The following is a 15,500-nucleotide window of genomic DNA, read 5'->3' as shown; positions in this document are numbered from 1 at the left end:
TACCTTGCAGAGGACCGTCCCGCGGAAAGAGGTACCCGGTGAAGTTTTCTATCTTCCTGAATCCGCAGATTCCCGGCTCCGGGTACGCGGCCGAGGAGAACGCCAAGGCCAGGCGACCCATCGGGCGCGACACGGAGTCGTACCAGAGGCTGCTGCACGAAGTGCGGGAGATAGCCGTGCACGCCGACCAGGTCGGTTTCGACGCGCTGATGATGACCGAGCACCACTTCCATTCGGAGGGCATGGAGTTCTCGGTCAACCCGCTGATGTTCCTCACCGACCTGGCCGCCAGGACCGAACGGATCCTGCTCGCGCCGCTGGGCCTGGTGCTGCCCGCCTGGGACCCGATCAGGGCAGCGGAGGACGTGGCGCTGCTCGACCAGTTCTGCAAGGGACGGCTGCGGCTGGGCGTTGCGCGCGGCTACCAGAACCGTTGGATGAACGTGCTGGGCCAGCGCTGGCACGCGGCCGCCGCGCGTTCGGACGGGTCGGCGTCCGACACGCGGAACTTCGACGTCTTCGGCGAGGTGCTGAAGATCATGAAGATGGCGTGGACGCAGGAGACGCTGCGCTACAAGTCCGACGTGCTGGACTACCAGGTGCCTTATCCGTACGAGGGCATCGAGGGCTGGCCGGCGCTGGAATGGACCCGGACATTCGGCGCGCCGGGCGAGCTCTCCGAGGACGGGAAAGTGCAGGCCGTCTCCGTCTGCCCCAGGCCGTACCAGAACCCTTACCCCGAGCTGTGGCAGCCGTTCACGATCTCGGACCGGTCCGTCATCAGGGCCGCCCAGGAGGACATCCTGCCGTGGATGTTCACCCCCAACCCGGACGACCACGCGGCCAAGGCCAAGCTGTACCAGGAGGAGTCCGCCAAGCAGGGCCGCCACTACAAGCTGGGCGAGCACACCGGCATCCTCAAGATCGTCGGCATCGCGGACACCACCGAGGAGGCCATCAACACCTTCGGCCGCAGCATCCCCAAGGACTTCGCCGCCTTCTTCGGCCCCTTCGGCTACCTGGAGGTGCTGCGGAAGAAGGAGGACGAGAAGCACAAGCCCATCTCCCCGGAGAAGGGCGACGCCAAGCGGATGAACGACGTGGAGATGGCGCTGTTCGGCACCCCGGACGACGTCAAGCGCGGCATCCAGCGGATGCTCGACCGGATGCCCGACCTGGAGTGGTTCGGGCTCTACATGCAGGGGCAACAGGGCGTGCTGCCGCTGGACACGGTCAAGCGGAACCTGGAGCTGTTCGCCACCAAGGTCATCCCGGAGTTCCAATGAGGTTCTGGCTGGGGGCCTCGTTCGTCGACACCGACCAGTTCGTGGAGCTGGCGCGGGCGGCCGAGCGGTGCGGGTTCGACACGCTGACGTTGTCGGACCACCTGTTCTACGCCGACTTCGCCTCTCCCTACCCGTACTCGCGGTCGGGGCGGCCACGTTGGGACGCGCGTACGCACTGGCCGGACGTGTGGGTGACGATCGGCGCCATGGCCGCGGTCACCACGTCGCTCCGCTTCTCGCCGAACGTCTACATCGCGCCCGCCCGCGACCTGTTCACCGTGGCCAAGCAGGTGTCCACGGCGGCGGTGCTGTCGAAGGACCGGGTCACGTTCGGGGTGGGCGTCGGGTGGTGCAAGGAGGAGTTCGTCGCTACGGGGCAGGACTTCCACACGCGGGGGCGGCGCCTGGACGCGATGCTCCCGGCGCTCCGCTCGCTCTGGGCCGGTGAGACGGTGGCGCTGGACGGACTCCCCGAGCTGTCGATCTCGCCCACCCCGGCCCGGCCGATCCCCGTTTACGTGGGCGGCGACAGCGAGGCCGCCCTGCGGCGCGCGGCCCGCCTGGGCGACGGGTGGATCGGGAACCGGATCTACACGGAGGAGCAGCTCGACCCCGTGCTGGACACGCTGCGGCGCCACCTTGCCGAGAACGGCAGGACCGAGCCCTTCGACATCATCGCGCCGCTGGCGGTGCTGCCGGACGCCGACACGTACCGCCGCTTCGCCGCCAAGGGCGTGACCGGGACCATGGCCGCGCCGTGGTGGCTGGCCACCCCGGAGGAGAAGGCCCGGTACGGGGAGGGGACGCTGGAACTCAAGATCGCCACCATGGAGCGCTTCGCCGAGGAGGTCATCGCCAAGCTCTGAGGCACATCATGCTCGCCGCTAGGCGCCTTCGGCGAGGTTTCCCAGGATCCGTCGCAGCATGTCCGTGACCTGCGCGATCTCCTCCGGCGAGAACCCCGCGAAGACCTGGTGACTGATCCTCCCGAAGATCGGCGGCAGGCTGGGCACCAGCGCCCGCCCCTCGTCCGTCAGCTCGATGACGATCGAGCGCCGGTCCTCGGGATGGCGGGCCCGCCGCAGCAGCCCCTTGGCCTCCAGCCGGTCGAGCAGCCTGGTCATCCCGGCCGTGTCCGTACCGAGCCGGCTCTTCAGCAGGCTGGGCGTGCCGCCACCGCGCGACGCGTGCAACAGCAGCGCGGCCTGCTGCGCCGTGAGGCCGAGAGGGGCGAGGCGCCGCTCGGTCTCGGTGTTCAGCTCCCTGCCGACCTGGACGAGCAGCGACCCTCCCCCCAGGACCAGCTCGAACGTCGACTGCGGCGCACGGTTCTCGTTCATCTCCAGAGAATATCCTGCATAGACACTTGCTGTTGCGACAGCTACAGTCGTGACCATGAATGACACACACGTTTTGATCGTGGGAGGCGGAATCGCTGGATTGTGCCTTGCCCAGGGCCTGCGGCGGGCAGGTCTCGGCGTCACCCTCTTCGAACGCGACCCCTCGGCGGCCCACCGCCCCCAGGGCTACCGCATCAGCCTCAAGGAGACCGGCGTACGGGCGCTGCGGGCCTGCCTGCCGGACCACCTGTTCGACCTGGCCGTGGCGACCTCCATCCGGCCGGCCACCCGCATGATCTTCATGGAGACCGATCTGCGGCCCAAGTTCGCCAAGGACATTCCTGAGCAACAGCCCGGTGTGGACGGCCTGGGCGTCAACCGGCTCACGCTCCGCGAGATCCTCATGTCGGGGCTGTCGGATTCTGTCCGTTTCGGCATGGACTATCAGCGGTACGAGCGGCTCGACGGCGGCCGCGTACGCGCTCACTTCGCGGACGGCCAGAGCGTGGACGGCGATCTGCTCGTGGGGGCGGAGGGCGTCGGCTCGCGGGTCCGGGCGCAGCTGCTGCCCGACGCCGTGGTGGACGAGCTCGGCTGGGGCCTGTACGGCAGGACGTGGATCACCCCCGAGTTGCTGGCCGCCACGCCGCCGGAGCTGGTCGACTCGTTCAATCGGGTCATCGCCCCTGACGGCACGGCCATCTCCATCGCCACCTGCCGTCCGCTCACCCCCGTACCCGAAGCCGTGGCCCGCCACGCCCCCGGCGCGCGGCTGACGGACATCCCCGGCTACTTCTCGTGGACGCTGAGCGCGCCCGGCCCCCGCCCCGACGACGTGCCACCCACAGCACTGCACCGGCTGGCCATGGACACGGTGCGGGGCTGGCACGAGGGCGTGCGGCGCATCGTCCGCGAGGCGTCGCCGGAGGCGACGTTCGTCCTGCAGACCCACTCGGCGCGGAGCGTGGAGCCGTGGGACGACCCCGTCGTCACGCTGGTGGGCGACGCCATCCACAGCATGAGCCCTGGGCGGGGCGAGGGCGCCAACGTGGGGCTCCGGGACGCCCACCTGCTGAGCGACCTGCTCGGTGCGGCCGCGTCCAAGGGGCAGCCCCTCGCGGTCGCCAAGGCGGGGTACGAGCGCCGCATGCTCGACTACGCCTTCACCGCCGTCGACGCCTCCCGCGACCACCCATTCGCGCCCTTCCGCCCTCCTGCCCGCTGACCCACCCTCCGGCCCTTCCCGCCGCCGGGCCAGCGTCTTCCACCACGCCGGTGGGGTGCTCGTCTCACCCTGACGACGACACGCACGACCTTCCCCGGCGGCGCGCAGAGCGCCCGACACGTGGCGGCATCCCCACCGCACACGTCGCACCGAACTCCACCGCACACCACCCCGCCGACCCGACGCCGCTGAGACGCGCGGGCCGCGCGCGGCGCGCGGTTTCCCCAACGGCGCGCAAAGCGCCCGACACGTGGCCGCATCCCCACCGCACACGTCGCACCGAACTCCACCCCACACCACCCCGCCGACCCGACGCCGCTGAGACGCGCGGCCCGATAAGGCGCGCTGCTTCTCCAACGGCGCGCAAAGCGCCCGACACGTGGCCGCATCCCCACCGCACACGTCGCACCGAACTCCACCCCACACCACCCCGCCGACCCGACGCCGCTGAGACGCGCGGCCCGATAAGGCGCGCTGCTTCCCCAGCGGCGCGCAGAGCGCCCGACACGTGGCGGCAGCCGACAACGGACGACGAGCACCGGACGGTGGACGAAGGACGAGGGGCGGTGGGCGGTGGCGAGGGAGGGCCGGTGTGGGGTGAGGGCGAGAAGGGGTGGAGATGGGCGATAGCCTCATCCTGTGCTGGAAAAGATCGCAGCCACCCGTTATGTGACCCCGTTGCGGGAGGGCGGGTCGTTGCCGGGCGTCGTCGAGGCCGACGACCTGGGCACGTACGTGGTGAAATTTCGTGAGGCGGGTCAGGGCCGGCGGGTGCTGGTCGCCGAGATCATCGCGGCCGAGCTGGGCCGCCGCCTGGGGCTCAAGATCCCCGATCTCAAGCTCATCGACCTCGACCCCCAGCTGGGCATCCGGGAGCCGGACGAGGAGGTGCAGGACCTGCTCAAAGCCAGCACCGGACTCAACCTGGCGATCGATTTCCTGCCCGGCGCGCTGGGGTTCGAGCCGTTGGCCTGGGTGGCGGATCCGGTGTTCGCGGCGAAGGTGGTGTGGTTCGACGGTCTCATCCACAACATCGACCGCAGCTGGCGCAACCCCAACCTGCTGATCTGGCACCGCGACACCTGGCTGATCGACCACGGGGCGGCGCTCTGGTTCCACCACAACTGGAAGACGGCCGACCCCCAGCGGAAGTTCGACGCCGGTGACCACGTGCTGGCGCCGTACGCGGGTGACGTGCAGGCGGCGGGCGCCGAGCTGGCCGGTAAGATCGACCGGGAGCTGCTGGAGACCGTGACGGCGCTGGTGCCCGACGAGTGGCTGGACGGCGAGCCCGGGTTCGACGGGCCGGAGGCCGTGCGCGAGGCGTACGTCGGCCATCTGCTGCAGCGGGCGCACGGCCCGCAGGAGTGGCTCGTGCGTTCCGAGGCGGAGGCTCCCAGGACAGGGCCGGGATCCGTGGGCGAGTTCTGGCGGGGAGGCGGCCGGTGACCAGGGACGTCTACGAGTACGCGGTGATCCGCGTGATGCCCAAGGTGGAGCGCGGCGAGCTGATCAACGTCGGCGTGCTGCTCTACTGCCAGCCGCGTGGTTACCTGTGTGCCCGGGTCGAGCTCGACCCGGCCCGCCTGCGCGCCCTCGACCCGGGCGCCGACATCGACGCGGTACGCCGCGCGCTCAGCGCGTACGAGCTGGCCTGCGGCGAGAAGCCGGGACCGCTGGCCGAGGAGCCGCTCGGCGGCAGGTTCCGCTGGCTGACCGCCCCCCGCAGCACGATCGTCCAGACCGGGCCCGTGCACGCGGGCCTCACCGCCGACCCGGACATCGAGCTGAACAGGCTGTTCGACAAGCTCGTACGCGTCTAGAAGAGGACCGACATGAACGTGTCGACCTCCTGGAAGCCGACCTTGCGATAGACGGCCCGGGCCGATTGGTTGAAGTCGTTGACGTACAGCGTGACCACGGGCGCGAAGAGGCTCAGCGCGGCCTCCACGACGGCGGCCATGCCGGCCACGGCGTAGCCCCTCCCCCGCAGCTCCGGCGCGACCCAGACACCCTGGATCTGGCAGGCGTGCGGCGTGACGGCCCCGATCTCCGCCTTGAACACCACGCGGCCCTCGTCGATGCGGGCGTAGGATCGGCCGATCCTGATCAGCTCGGCCACGCGGGTGCGGTAGAGCGCGCCGCCGTCACCGAGGTTGGGCGAGACGCCGACTTCCTCGGTGAACATGGCCACGCAGGCAGGCAGCAGGATCTCGAACTCCTCCGGCCGCACCCGGCGTACCAGCGGATCGGGGGGCACCGGTGGCTTGCGCGTGGTGGCCATGACCGGCTGCGCCCACCGGATCGCCCGGGCCCGGCCCCAGTGCGGCTCGAGACGCTCCCACAGCAGGGAGACGGCGTCGACCGGGCCCACGATGGAGGAGCAGCGACGCCCCTGCTTGCGGGCGCGGTCGGCGAACGCGTGCACGGCCTCGGGACCGGCGTTGACCGGCACCATGTTGGCACCGGCGTAACAGAGTGACACAAGTCCACCGCGCGGCCCGAAGCCCCACATCTGCCCGCCCAGTCTCGCCGGATTGAGTCCGACGGCCCGCACCCGGGAGGAGACGAAGACGTTCGCGACCGGGTCGGTGTCCAGCAGGGCGAGAACCTCGTCCCGGTCGCTGTCGTCGAGCACGCGCGACGCCGATGTACGCAGCATCACATGGTCAGACTACGCGAAGGGTTACCGATTGGCTCATCGGGCGATGCCGACGGTAATCCTTTCTTGACGTCATTTCTCCTAGAGCAGCCCGAGGAGCCCGAACAAGCCGTCCGTGGGGCTTGCCGCCGCCATGTGCTCAGAAGCCTGAGGCTCGGGCAGCCCGGCGCACTTCACGTCCCGCGCCGGCAGAGTGCCGTCCCTCAGGTACGCGGCGAGACGGCCGTCCACGCACTTGTTCCCGGCCAGCGAGACGCCGTGGTTGCCGCCGCCTTCGATCACCATGGTCGCGTGGGCGAAGTGCCTGCGCATCTCCAAGGCCCCCTTGTACGGCGTCGCGGCGTCGTCGCGGGACTGGATCATGAGGATCGGCGGCAGGTTCGGCGACCCCTTCACCTCGACCGGTGTGCCGCCCTTGACCGGCCAGAAGGCGCAGGGAGCGTTGAACCAGGCATTCGGCCAGGTCATGAACGGCGCCTCGCGATGCATCCGCGTCATGTCGGTCCGCCACTTGTCCCACTGGCGCGGCCACTTGGCGTCGGCGCACTGGACGCTCAGGTAGATGGCGTAGCCGTTCTCGGCTCTCTCGTCGTCCTTGCCGTACTTCTCGTAGAGGTCGAGCAGGCCCTTGACGTCGCCCTCCCGTACGTAGGAGGACCAGGCCTGGGCGAACTGGGGCCAGACCCGGTCGCTGTACCCGGCGATCGTGAAGACGTCGTCCAGTTCACTCGGCCCCACTACCTCGCCCGCCGGGCGGGCGCGCAGCCGGTCGCGCATCGCGTAGTAGGCGAACGACGTCTGCTTGCTGGTGGCGCCCAGCTTGTAGACCGAGTTGTGCCTGGCGGTCCAGGCCAGGAACTGGCGGTGGCGGTGCTCGAAGGCACTGTCCTGCTTGAGGTTCGACTCGTACCAGACCTGCGTGGGGTCGATCGTGCTGTCCATGACGAGCCGCTTGACCCTGGTCGGGAAGAGCGTGGCGTAGACGGCGCCCAGGTAGGTGCCGTACGAGTAGCCGAAGTAGCTGATCTTCTCCTCGCCGAGCGCGGCGCGGATGGAGTCCATGTCCCTGGCGGAGTTCTCGGTGGTGAGGTACGGCAGCAGCCAGGCCCAGTAGTTGCCGCACCGGTTCGCGAAGTCCGCCGCCCTCGACAGCAGCACCCGCTCCTCTGCCTCACCGTGCGGCACCGCGTCCGGCCTGGGAGGCTTGAAGTACGCCTCCGGGTCCACGCAGTGCACCGCCGGCTCGCTCCCGCCGACGCCGCGCGGGTCGAACCCGACGATGTCGTACCGCTCGCTCACGTCCCGCGGCAGCGACGTGGCCACGAACTCGGTCAGCTCCCGGCCGGACGCCCCCGGCCCGCCGGGGTTCACCAGGAGCGTGCCGAGGTGGTTGGCGTCCCTGGACACCTTGGCCTTGATCCGGTTGATGGCCAGCGTGATCGTCTGGCCCCAGGGCTCGTTGTAGTCGAGCGGTACGCGTACCGTGGCGCACTCGAGGTTGGCCGACGTGGCCCTCCCGGCCTCCTTGGGACACGGCTGCCAGGCCACGGTGCCCGGCGCCATCCTCGCGCCGCTGGCCAGCGCCGCCCCATCCGCGCCCACGATCCCGCCGACGAGCACCGCAACACCCGCGACAACCCCCACGACCCGTTTCATCCGGCCCCATTCCCCCGTGTTCATAGGCCTGCGATGCTCCCGTGCGCGGCCGTGGCATCACTCTGGGTATGGGGAAAGGCTTGCCAATTTGTAATTGCCTGATTGCATCCCGTAACCGTCCCACGGCGCGGGCGCCGGGCGCGGGTTATCGCGAGCCGGACGCGCGCAGAGCCCAGGAGCTCAGCCGCGAAGCCCGCAAGCCCCGGAGGAAGGGATCAGCCGACGACGACCTGAGGGCCGGAGTCGTCGTCGAGGTCGACCTCGACGCCCATCTCCTCGGCCAGCCGGAGCGCCTCCTCGATCAGCGTCTCCACGATCTGCGACTCCGGCACCGTCTTGATGACCTCGCCCTTGACGAAGATCTGCCCCTTGCCGTTGCCGGAGGCCACCCCGAGGTCGGCCTCCCGAGCCTCCCCGGGCCCGTTGACCACGCACCCCATCACGGCCACCCGCAGCGGCACCTTGAGCCCTTCGAGCCCCGCCTGCACCTCGTCCGCGAGCGTGTACACGTCCACCTGGGCCCGCCCGCACGACGGGCAGGAGACGATCTCCAGCCCCCGCTCCCGCAGCCCGAGCGACTCCAGGATCTGGGTGCCGACCTTGACCTCCTCCACCGGAGGTGCGGAGAGCGAGACGCGGATGGTGTCGCCGATGCCCTCCGCCAGCAGGGCGCCGAAGGCGACCGCGGACTTGACGGTGCCCTGGAAGGCCGGGCCGGCCTCCGTGACGCCCAGGTGCAGGGGGTAGTCGCACTTGGCGGCGAGCAGCCGGTACGCGTTGATCATCACGACCGGGTCGTTGTGCTTGACCGAGATCTTGATGTCGCGGAACCCGTGCTCCTCGAAGAGCGAGCACTCCCACAGCGCCGACTCCACCAGCGCCTCGGGCGTGGCCTTGCCGTACTTCTGCAGCAGGCGGGGATCGAGCGAGCCGGCGTTGACGCCGATCCGGATCGGCACCCCGTGGTCGGAGGCGGCCCGGGCGATTTCGCCCACCTTGTCGTCAAATTTCTTGATGTTTCCGGGGTTGACCCGGACAGCCGCGCACCCCGCCTCGATGGCGGCGAACACGTACTTGGGCTGGAAGTGGATGTCGGCGATGACCGGGATCTGCGACTTCTTGGCGATGATCGGCAAGGCGTCGGCGTCGTCCTGGGACGGCACGGCCACACGCACGATCTGGCAGCCCGACGCGGTGAGCTCGGCGATCTGCTGCAACGTGGCGTTGACGTCGGCAGTCACCGTGGTCGTCATCGACTGCACCGAGACGGGCGCGTCGCCGCCGACGGGCACGCTGCCGACCATGATCTGGCGAGAGTGTCGGCGTTCGGCGAGCGGCTTGGGACGGACCGTCGGGATGCCGAGAGCTACAGAAGTCATTTCAACCCTTACTGTGACGACGGTTTCCAGTCTAGGTAGTGAGTTCCACCGCGCGGGCCCGGGCCCAGGCATCGGCCGCGAGCACCTCTTCGACGGAGTCGGCCGGGGTCACCTGATGCTCCTCGACGACCTTGGCCACGGTGTCGACGATCGCCAGGAACGGCAGCTCGCCGCGGATGAACGCCTCGAGGCACACCTCGTTGGCCGCGTTGTAGACGGCGGGCGCGGTGCCGCCCGCGCCGCCGACGTGCCTGGCCAGCGCGACCGAGGGGAACGCGACATCGTCGAGCGGCTCGAACGTCCACGTGTGCGCCTTGGTCCAGTCGATGGCCCGCGCCGCGCCGGGGATGCGGTGGGGGTGGCCGAGCGCGAGCGCGATCGGCAGCCGCATGTCGGGCGGGCTGGCCTGGGCGATGGTCGAGCCGTCTACGTACTCCACCATGGAGTGGATGATCGACTGCGGGTGGACCACGACCTCAATACGGTCGAAACCGATGTCGAACAGCAGGTGCGCCTCGATCACCTCGAGCCCCTTGTTGACCAGGGTGGCGGAGTTGATCGTGATCATCGGGCCCATCGACCAGGTGGGGTGGGCCAGTGCCATCTCGGGTGTGACGCCGGCCATCTCCGCGCGCTTCATCCCCCTGAACGGCCCGCCGCTCGCGGTGATCACCAGCTGCTTGACGCTGTCGGGGTCGTAGCCGTCGGGCCCCGAGGCCCACAGGGACTGCTGCAGCGCCGAGTGCTCGGAGTCGACCGGCAGGATCTGCCCGGGCTTGGCCAGCCGCTTGACCAGCGGCCCGCCGATGATCAGGGACTCCTTGTTGGCCAGCGCGAGTATCCTGCCCGCCTCGAGCGCGACCAGCGTGGAGGTCAGCCCGAGCGCGCCGGTGATGCCGTTGAGCACCATGTCGCACTGCCACGCCGCCACCTCCGCGACCCCTTCGGGCCCGCCGAGCACGGTGGGCGTCACGCCGTGCGCGGCCAGCGCGTCCTTCAGCGCGGGAACGGCCGCCGCGTCGGCCACCGCCACCACCTCGACGCCGAACTCGGCCGCCTGCCTGGCCAGCAACTCGACCTTGCCACCCCCCGCCGCCAGCCCGGCGACCTTGAAGCCGCCCGGGTTGGCGGCCACGACATCGAGGGCCTGAGTGCCGATGGAGCCGGTGGAGCCGAGCACGACGACAGTGCGGAGGGTCTCTTCATGCACCTGTCCATTGTCCCCGCTGCGGGACGTACTCAGGCACGCGGCGCCGATCGTGCCAAAATCCCGTCACTTATGTGACCTGAGATAACGCAGTTAATTTATGTCGGAATATTGCTATATCGGTATGCGCAAATCTTGAGAAATCTGGATATTGATACCGCTACCTTCCGAACCTCAGGTCCGGTTTCCGGGAGGTACGTAATGCACCGCAGAGTCGTTCTGCTTTCCATCCTCACCCTCGCCGCGGGGAGCGCCGCCCTGCTCCCGGCGAGCACGGCGCAGGCCAACGTCCAGATGCGGCCGAAACCCGCCCAGCACGCCGCGGCGGACTCGGCCTCCGAGCAGCGGCAGGTCCTGACGTACTGGACCGAGCAGCGGATGGAGACGGCCAAGCCGCTGGACGCGCCGAACCCCAAGACGGGGACGAAGCTGACCATGGACGAGCCCGCGGAGGGCACCCCGTGGACGGCACCGCCCACCGGCACGACGCGCGCCGGCGTGGAGTTGCAGGCGGCCAGATCGTCCGGCCAGGCGTGGACCGGCGGCGGCACGGTCGTGAAGACCACCGGCCGGATCTTCTTCACCACGCAGGGGCGGAACGCGTCGTGCTCGGGCTCGGCGGTGACCAGCGCGAACAAGAGCGTCGTGCTGACCGCCGGCCACTGCGTGAAGCTGAATGGCACGTTCCACACGAACTGGGTCTTCGTGCCCGGCTACAACAACGGCCAGCGGCCGTTCGGCACCTGGGCGGCCACGAAACTGCTGACCACGCCGCAGTGGAACTCCGGCGAGGACATCAACTTCGACGTCGCCGCCGCGGTGGTCGCGCCGCTCGAGGGCAAGACGCTGGTGGACGTCGTGGGCGGCCAGGGCGTCGCGTTCAACCAGCAGAGAAGGCAGCAGATGTACGGGTTCGGCTACCCGGCGGCGGCGCCGTACGACGGCTCGAAGCTGATCTACTGCAGCGGCCGGACCTTCGACGACTACCTCATGAGCGACGACCAGGGCCTGACCTGCAACATGACCGGCGGTGCGAGCGGCGGTCCCTGGATGCTGAATTTCAACGAGTCGACCGGGCTCGGCACGCAGAATTCGGTCAACAGCTTCAAATACAACTTCGCCCCCAACTGGATGTTCGGCCCATATTTCGGGAACGAGGCCCAAGCCGTCTACCAATCGGCACAAAGCACCAACGCACTCTGAGTCTTTTACCGAAAGTAGTCACAAGAACACACCTCGTGGTGCAGACTCCGGGGGCATGACCTTGAGCACCCCCCTGCTTGCGGCCGCCCCGCTCCTGGCAGGACTGATCGGCCCCGCCCTCCTCGGCGGAACCCCCGTCCCGCAGCAGGCCCACAGGGCAGTGCGCACCCAGATAGTCGAGCACGTGGCCGCTCGCACGGCCGCCGAGCAGCGGCGCGTGCTCGACTACTGGACGCCTGAGCGCATGGCCAGGGCGCTGCCGATCGGCATGCTGGACGTCGTGACGGACAGTGCGGGCCTGCTGAGCGACCTGACGGGCACCGCGGGCGTACACACCGCCCCGGACCTGTCGGGCCGCCGCCTGGGCCCGTCCGGTGCCGGTCTGTCCGGTCCAGGAACGCTGCGCCACCAGGCGGCCGGGCGGCCGCAGACCAACACGGTCGGCTCGCGCTGGATCACAGGCGGCGCCGTGGCCAGGACTACAGGCCGCGTCTTCCTGACGGTGGCCGGGGCCGACTTCGTCTGCTCGGCGAGCACGGTAAAGAGCGCCAACAGGGACGTCGTCGTCACCGCCGGCCACTGCGTCAAGGACGGCGCGGGCGAGTGGGCGGCGAACTGGACGTTCGTCCCCGGGTACGCGACGACCGGCCTGCAGCCGTACGGGCAGTACGCGGCGCGCCGCATGTTCGTCACCGGCCCGTGGTCGCGCAGCGGCGACGACAACTTCGACGTGGGCATGGTCGCGCTGGCCACGTCGGCCGGCAGGCACGTGGCCGACGTGGTGGGCACGCAGGAGATCGCCTTCAACGCCGCGCGCGGGGGGCAGGCGTTCGGCTTCGGCTACCCCGCCGACCCGCCGTACAGCGGCGACCACCTGGTCTACTGCGCGGGGCGGCTGAAGAACGACTCCAACGGGCAGAGCCGCGACCAGGGCCTGGCCTGCGACATGACGGCGGGCTCCAGCGGCGGGCCGTGGATGACCTCGTTCGACCCGGGCACGGGCAAGGGCACGATCACGTCGCTGAGCAGCTTCAAGTACAGCGACGACCACCGCACCATGTACGGCCCGTACTTCGGCGACACCGTCAAGGCCCTGTTCAACACGGCGGAACACGCATAGCCCGAGCGACCCGCTGCATCAAGGCTGCTGCCGTCAGAGCGTCAGACCGGTCAGAACCATGACCTTCTCGTACGTGAGGTCGTCCATCGCCGAGTGGAGCCCCTCGCGTCCGATCCCCGAGTCCTTCACACCGCCGTAAGGCATCTGGTCCGCCCGGTACGAAGGCACGTCGCCGATGATGACCCCGCCCACCTCCAGTTCCCGGTTCGCGCGGAAGGCGGCGTCCAGCGACCGGGTGAACACCCCGGCCTGGAGCCCGTACTTGGAGTCGTTGACCATCGCGTACGCCTCGTCGATCGAGGCGGCGGGCTGGAGGATCATGACGGGTCCGAAGACCTCCTCGCACGCCACCTTGGCGTCGTGCGGGACGTCGGCCAGCACGGTCGGGGCGACCGTCGCTCCCTCGCGGGTGCCGCCCGCCAGCACGCGGGCTCCGGCGGCGACCGCCTCCTTGACCCACTGCTCGACCCGCTCGGCCGCGGCCTCCGACACCAGCGGGCCCACCTGGGTCTTCTCGTCCGCCGGGTCGCCGGTGACCAGGCCGGAGACGGCCGGGAGGAGGCGTTCGACGAAGGCGTCGTAAACAGGCTGCTCGACGATCACCCGCTGCACGGCGATGCAGCTCTGGCCGGCCTGGTAGTTGGAGTAGAGGGCGATGCGCTGGGCCGCCCAGTCGAGGTCGGCGTCGGCCAGCACGACGGCCGCCGCGTTGCCGCCCAGCTCGAGCGTCACGTGCTTGCGCGGCACCTGGTCGGCGATGGCGTAGCCGACGGGCGCGGAACCCGTGAACGACACCACGGGGAGACGAGAGTCCTGGACCAGTGCCGAGGCGCGCTCGTTCTCGATCGGCAGGACCGAGAACATCCCCTCCGGCAGGTCCGTCTCCGCCAGGATCTCACCGAGCAGGAGCGAGGAGAGCGGGGTGGCGGGGGCGGGCTTGACGATGACGGGGGCGCCGACGGCGATGGCGGGAGCGACCTTGTGGGCGACCAGGTTCAGGGGGAAGTTGAACGGGGTGATCGCCAGCACCGGCCCGTAGGGCACGCGGGAGACGTACGCCAGCCGCCCGGCCGCGGCGGGCTCGGTGTCGAGCCGCTGCACCTCGCCCGACCAGCGCCGGGCCTCCTCGGCGGCGAAGCGGAACGTGGCGACGGCGCGGCCGACCTCGCCACGCGCCCAGAGGATCGGCTTGCCGTTCTCGGCCGTGATGAGGTGGGCGATCTCGTCGGCCCGCTCCGCGAGGCGGCGCGACACGTGGGCCAGCGCCTCGGCCCGCACGTGCACGGGCAGCGCGGCGGCTTCCTTGGCCACCGCGTGGGCGGCCGCGATGGCCTCCTCGACCTGGGCGTCGGTCGGCACGGAGTGCCGCCCGATCACACGGCCGTCGTGGGGGTTGGTCACATTGAGCTCGGAGTCCCCGGTCGCGGCGCGGCCGGCCAGCCAGAAGGTACGCACGTCCATACACATGACGTTATGCCAAGCCGGTGATGGGGGATTTACACCACGGTGCACAAGACTCCCATGAGGGCTCACCGTTAAGTACAAGCTCCGTGGTATACCCATGATGTAACAGAAGTAGACCCAATTCGGGATGTTTACCATGCGGAGTGGTTTGAGCGATCTCCGCCATGGCTAAGTCATCGTGTGCGGGTCTCCAGCGCGGCGGGCCCCCAATCAGAAAGGCGTGGGCCCCGTGACCGAACAACGTGAGGTCACAAGGACGCTTAGCTCCTTGGCCACAAGGGAGGTCTCATGACCTCGGCGCCGCTGGGGCTGCAAGGCGCCTACCTTCTGGGTGAGCGCGCCAGCCACGACCAACTTCGCTCCCGCCTCCTCGACGTGGCGGTGAACCTCCTCGAGACGGACGGGGCCGACAGCCTCACGATGCGCAGGATCGCCGCGGAGGCGGGCTGCACGACGACCGTCATCTACACGATGTTCGGCAACAGGGAGGGGCTGGCGGAGGCGCTCTATCTGGAGGGGTTCGAGCGGTTCCGCCGATTTCTGGAGGCGGTGCCGGCGCGGCGCAACCCGTTCGAGCACTTGACCGCGCTCGGGCCCGCGTATCGGGAGGCGTGCCTGGCCGAGCCCGGCTACTACAGCCTGATGTTCGAACGGGCGATCCCCGGCTTCGAGCCCAGCGAACGCGCCAGGACCCTGGCCCGCGCGGCCCTGAACATCCTCGACCGCGTGATCGCCGACTGCATCTCGGCCGGATACCTGATCCCGACCCAGCCCCGCAAGATCGCGGACGCGCTGTGGGCGGGGGCCCAGGGGGCGATCAGTTTGGAACGCGCCGGTCACCTGCGCGACGGGAGCACGTTCGAGGCGGTCACGACGGCGATCATCTGCTGCTACCTGGTGGAGAAGCAGGAGTAGTCCTCCCGTCCCCCTGTAAGCTCCAGCACACGGACAAGGGGGG

Annotated in this window: 14 protein-coding genes; 8 read left to right on the top strand and 6 right to left on the bottom strand. The window is 69.6% G+C overall.

Annotation, left to right across the window (positions count from 1 at the left end; genetic code table 11):
* The first annotated feature begins 38 nt into the window (after nucleotides 1-38).
* Nucleotides 39-1,286 carry an LLM class flavin-dependent oxidoreductase gene (locus tag ACQPWU_RS12140; RefSeq protein ID WP_433439240.1) on the top strand — a complete coding sequence of 416 codons (1,248 nt, stop codon included), beginning with the start codon at nucleotides 39-41 and terminating at the stop codon, nucleotides 1,284-1,286.
* Nucleotides 1,283-2,152, top strand: coding sequence for a TIGR03619 family F420-dependent LLM class oxidoreductase (locus tag ACQPWU_RS12135; RefSeq protein ID WP_433439238.1), 870 nt, complete (start codon nucleotides 1,283-1,285; stop codon nucleotides 2,150-2,152). The genes ACQPWU_RS12140 and ACQPWU_RS12135 overlap by 4 nt, the downstream gene beginning before the upstream one ends.
* An 18-nt stretch (nucleotides 2,153-2,170) precedes the next feature.
* Here the strand turns inward: ACQPWU_RS12135 and ACQPWU_RS12130 are convergent, their stop codons facing one another.
* Complete coding sequence (locus tag ACQPWU_RS12130) at nucleotides 2,171-2,626, bottom strand: MarR family winged helix-turn-helix transcriptional regulator (RefSeq protein WP_433439236.1); 456 nt, start codon at nucleotides 2,624-2,626, stop codon at nucleotides 2,171-2,173.
* 55 nt (nucleotides 2,627-2,681) lie between these two features.
* Between ACQPWU_RS12130 and ACQPWU_RS12125 the strand changes: the two genes are divergently transcribed.
* The 3 genes from ACQPWU_RS12125 (at nucleotide 2,682) to ACQPWU_RS12115 (ending at nucleotide 5,674) form a co-directional block, all read left to right on the top strand.
* Nucleotides 2,682-3,851: an FAD-dependent oxidoreductase gene (locus tag ACQPWU_RS12125; RefSeq protein ID WP_433439234.1), complete on the top strand. Its 1,170-nt coding sequence runs from the start codon at nucleotides 2,682-2,684 to the stop codon at nucleotides 3,849-3,851.
* 639 nt (nucleotides 3,852-4,490) lie between these two features.
* Nucleotides 4,491-5,300, top strand: coding sequence for a HipA family kinase (locus ACQPWU_RS12120; protein WP_433439232.1), 810 nt, complete (start codon nucleotides 4,491-4,493; stop codon nucleotides 5,298-5,300).
* Entirely contained in the window at nucleotides 5,297-5,674 is a 378-nt protein-coding gene (locus ACQPWU_RS12115) for a DUF3037 domain-containing protein (RefSeq protein WP_433439230.1), read from the top strand. Before ACQPWU_RS12120 ends, ACQPWU_RS12115 begins: the two co-directional genes overlap by 4 nt.
* On the opposite strand, the gene ACQPWU_RS12110 is transcribed toward ACQPWU_RS12115, so the two are convergent.
* From ACQPWU_RS12110 to dxr, 4 genes are all read right to left on the bottom strand, one after another.
* Complete coding sequence (locus ACQPWU_RS12110; RefSeq protein WP_433445192.1) at nucleotides 5,671-6,513, bottom strand: GNAT family N-acetyltransferase; 843 nt, start codon at nucleotides 6,511-6,513, stop codon at nucleotides 5,671-5,673. The two genes, ACQPWU_RS12115 and ACQPWU_RS12110, sit on opposite strands and share 4 nt — an antisense overlap.
* Before the next feature lie 81 nt (nucleotides 6,514-6,594).
* Nucleotides 6,595-8,169, bottom strand: coding sequence for an alpha/beta hydrolase (locus ACQPWU_RS12105; RefSeq protein ID WP_433439228.1), 1,575 nt, complete (start codon nucleotides 8,167-8,169; stop codon nucleotides 6,595-6,597).
* Nucleotides 8,170-8,384: 215 nt separating this feature from the next.
* The gene (gene ispG, locus ACQPWU_RS12100) at nucleotides 8,385-9,548 is read right to left on the bottom strand and encodes a flavodoxin-dependent (E)-4-hydroxy-3-methylbut-2-enyl-diphosphate synthase (RefSeq protein ID WP_433439226.1); all 1,164 of its coding nucleotides are present in this window, start codon (nucleotides 9,546-9,548) and stop codon (nucleotides 8,385-8,387) included.
* Between the two features lie 31 nt (nucleotides 9,549-9,579).
* Nucleotides 9,580-10,758: a 1-deoxy-D-xylulose-5-phosphate reductoisomerase gene (gene dxr, locus ACQPWU_RS12095; RefSeq protein ID WP_433439224.1), complete on the bottom strand. Its 1,179-nt coding sequence runs from the start codon at nucleotides 10,756-10,758 to the stop codon at nucleotides 9,580-9,582.
* A gap of 198 nt (nucleotides 10,759-10,956) precedes the next feature.
* On the opposite strand from dxr, the gene ACQPWU_RS12090 reads away from it, so the two are divergent.
* A complete protein-coding gene (locus tag ACQPWU_RS12090) occupies nucleotides 10,957-11,958 on the top strand; it encodes a trypsin-like serine peptidase (RefSeq protein ID WP_433439221.1) in 1,002 nt (333 codons plus the stop codon).
* A gap of 55 nt (nucleotides 11,959-12,013) precedes the next feature.
* Nucleotides 12,014-13,078, top strand: a complete 1,065-nt coding sequence (locus tag ACQPWU_RS12085; RefSeq protein ID WP_433439218.1) for a trypsin-like serine peptidase — start codon at nucleotides 12,014-12,016, stop codon at nucleotides 13,076-13,078.
* Nucleotides 13,079-13,111: 33 nt separating this feature from the next.
* Here ACQPWU_RS12085 and ACQPWU_RS12080 read toward each other — a convergent pair whose 3' ends face one another.
* On the bottom strand, nucleotides 13,112-14,539 hold the full coding sequence (locus ACQPWU_RS12080) for an aldehyde dehydrogenase family protein (protein ID WP_433439217.1): 1,428 nt from the start codon (nucleotides 14,537-14,539) through the stop codon (nucleotides 13,112-13,114).
* 291 nt (nucleotides 14,540-14,830) lie between these two features.
* Between ACQPWU_RS12080 and ACQPWU_RS12075 the strand changes: the two genes are divergently transcribed.
* Nucleotides 14,831-15,457, top strand: coding sequence for a TetR/AcrR family transcriptional regulator (locus ACQPWU_RS12075; protein WP_433439215.1), 627 nt, complete (start codon nucleotides 14,831-14,833; stop codon nucleotides 15,455-15,457).
* The last annotated feature ends 43 nt before the right edge of the window (nucleotides 15,458-15,500 follow it).

This window comes from Nonomuraea sp. CA-141351 (genome assembly GCF_050944675.1).
GTDB lineage: Bacteria > Actinomycetota > Actinomycetes > Streptosporangiales > Streptosporangiaceae > Nonomuraea.
Note: the sequence above shows the minus strand (reverse complement) of the source record. Positions and strands in the feature narration are given on the sequence as shown.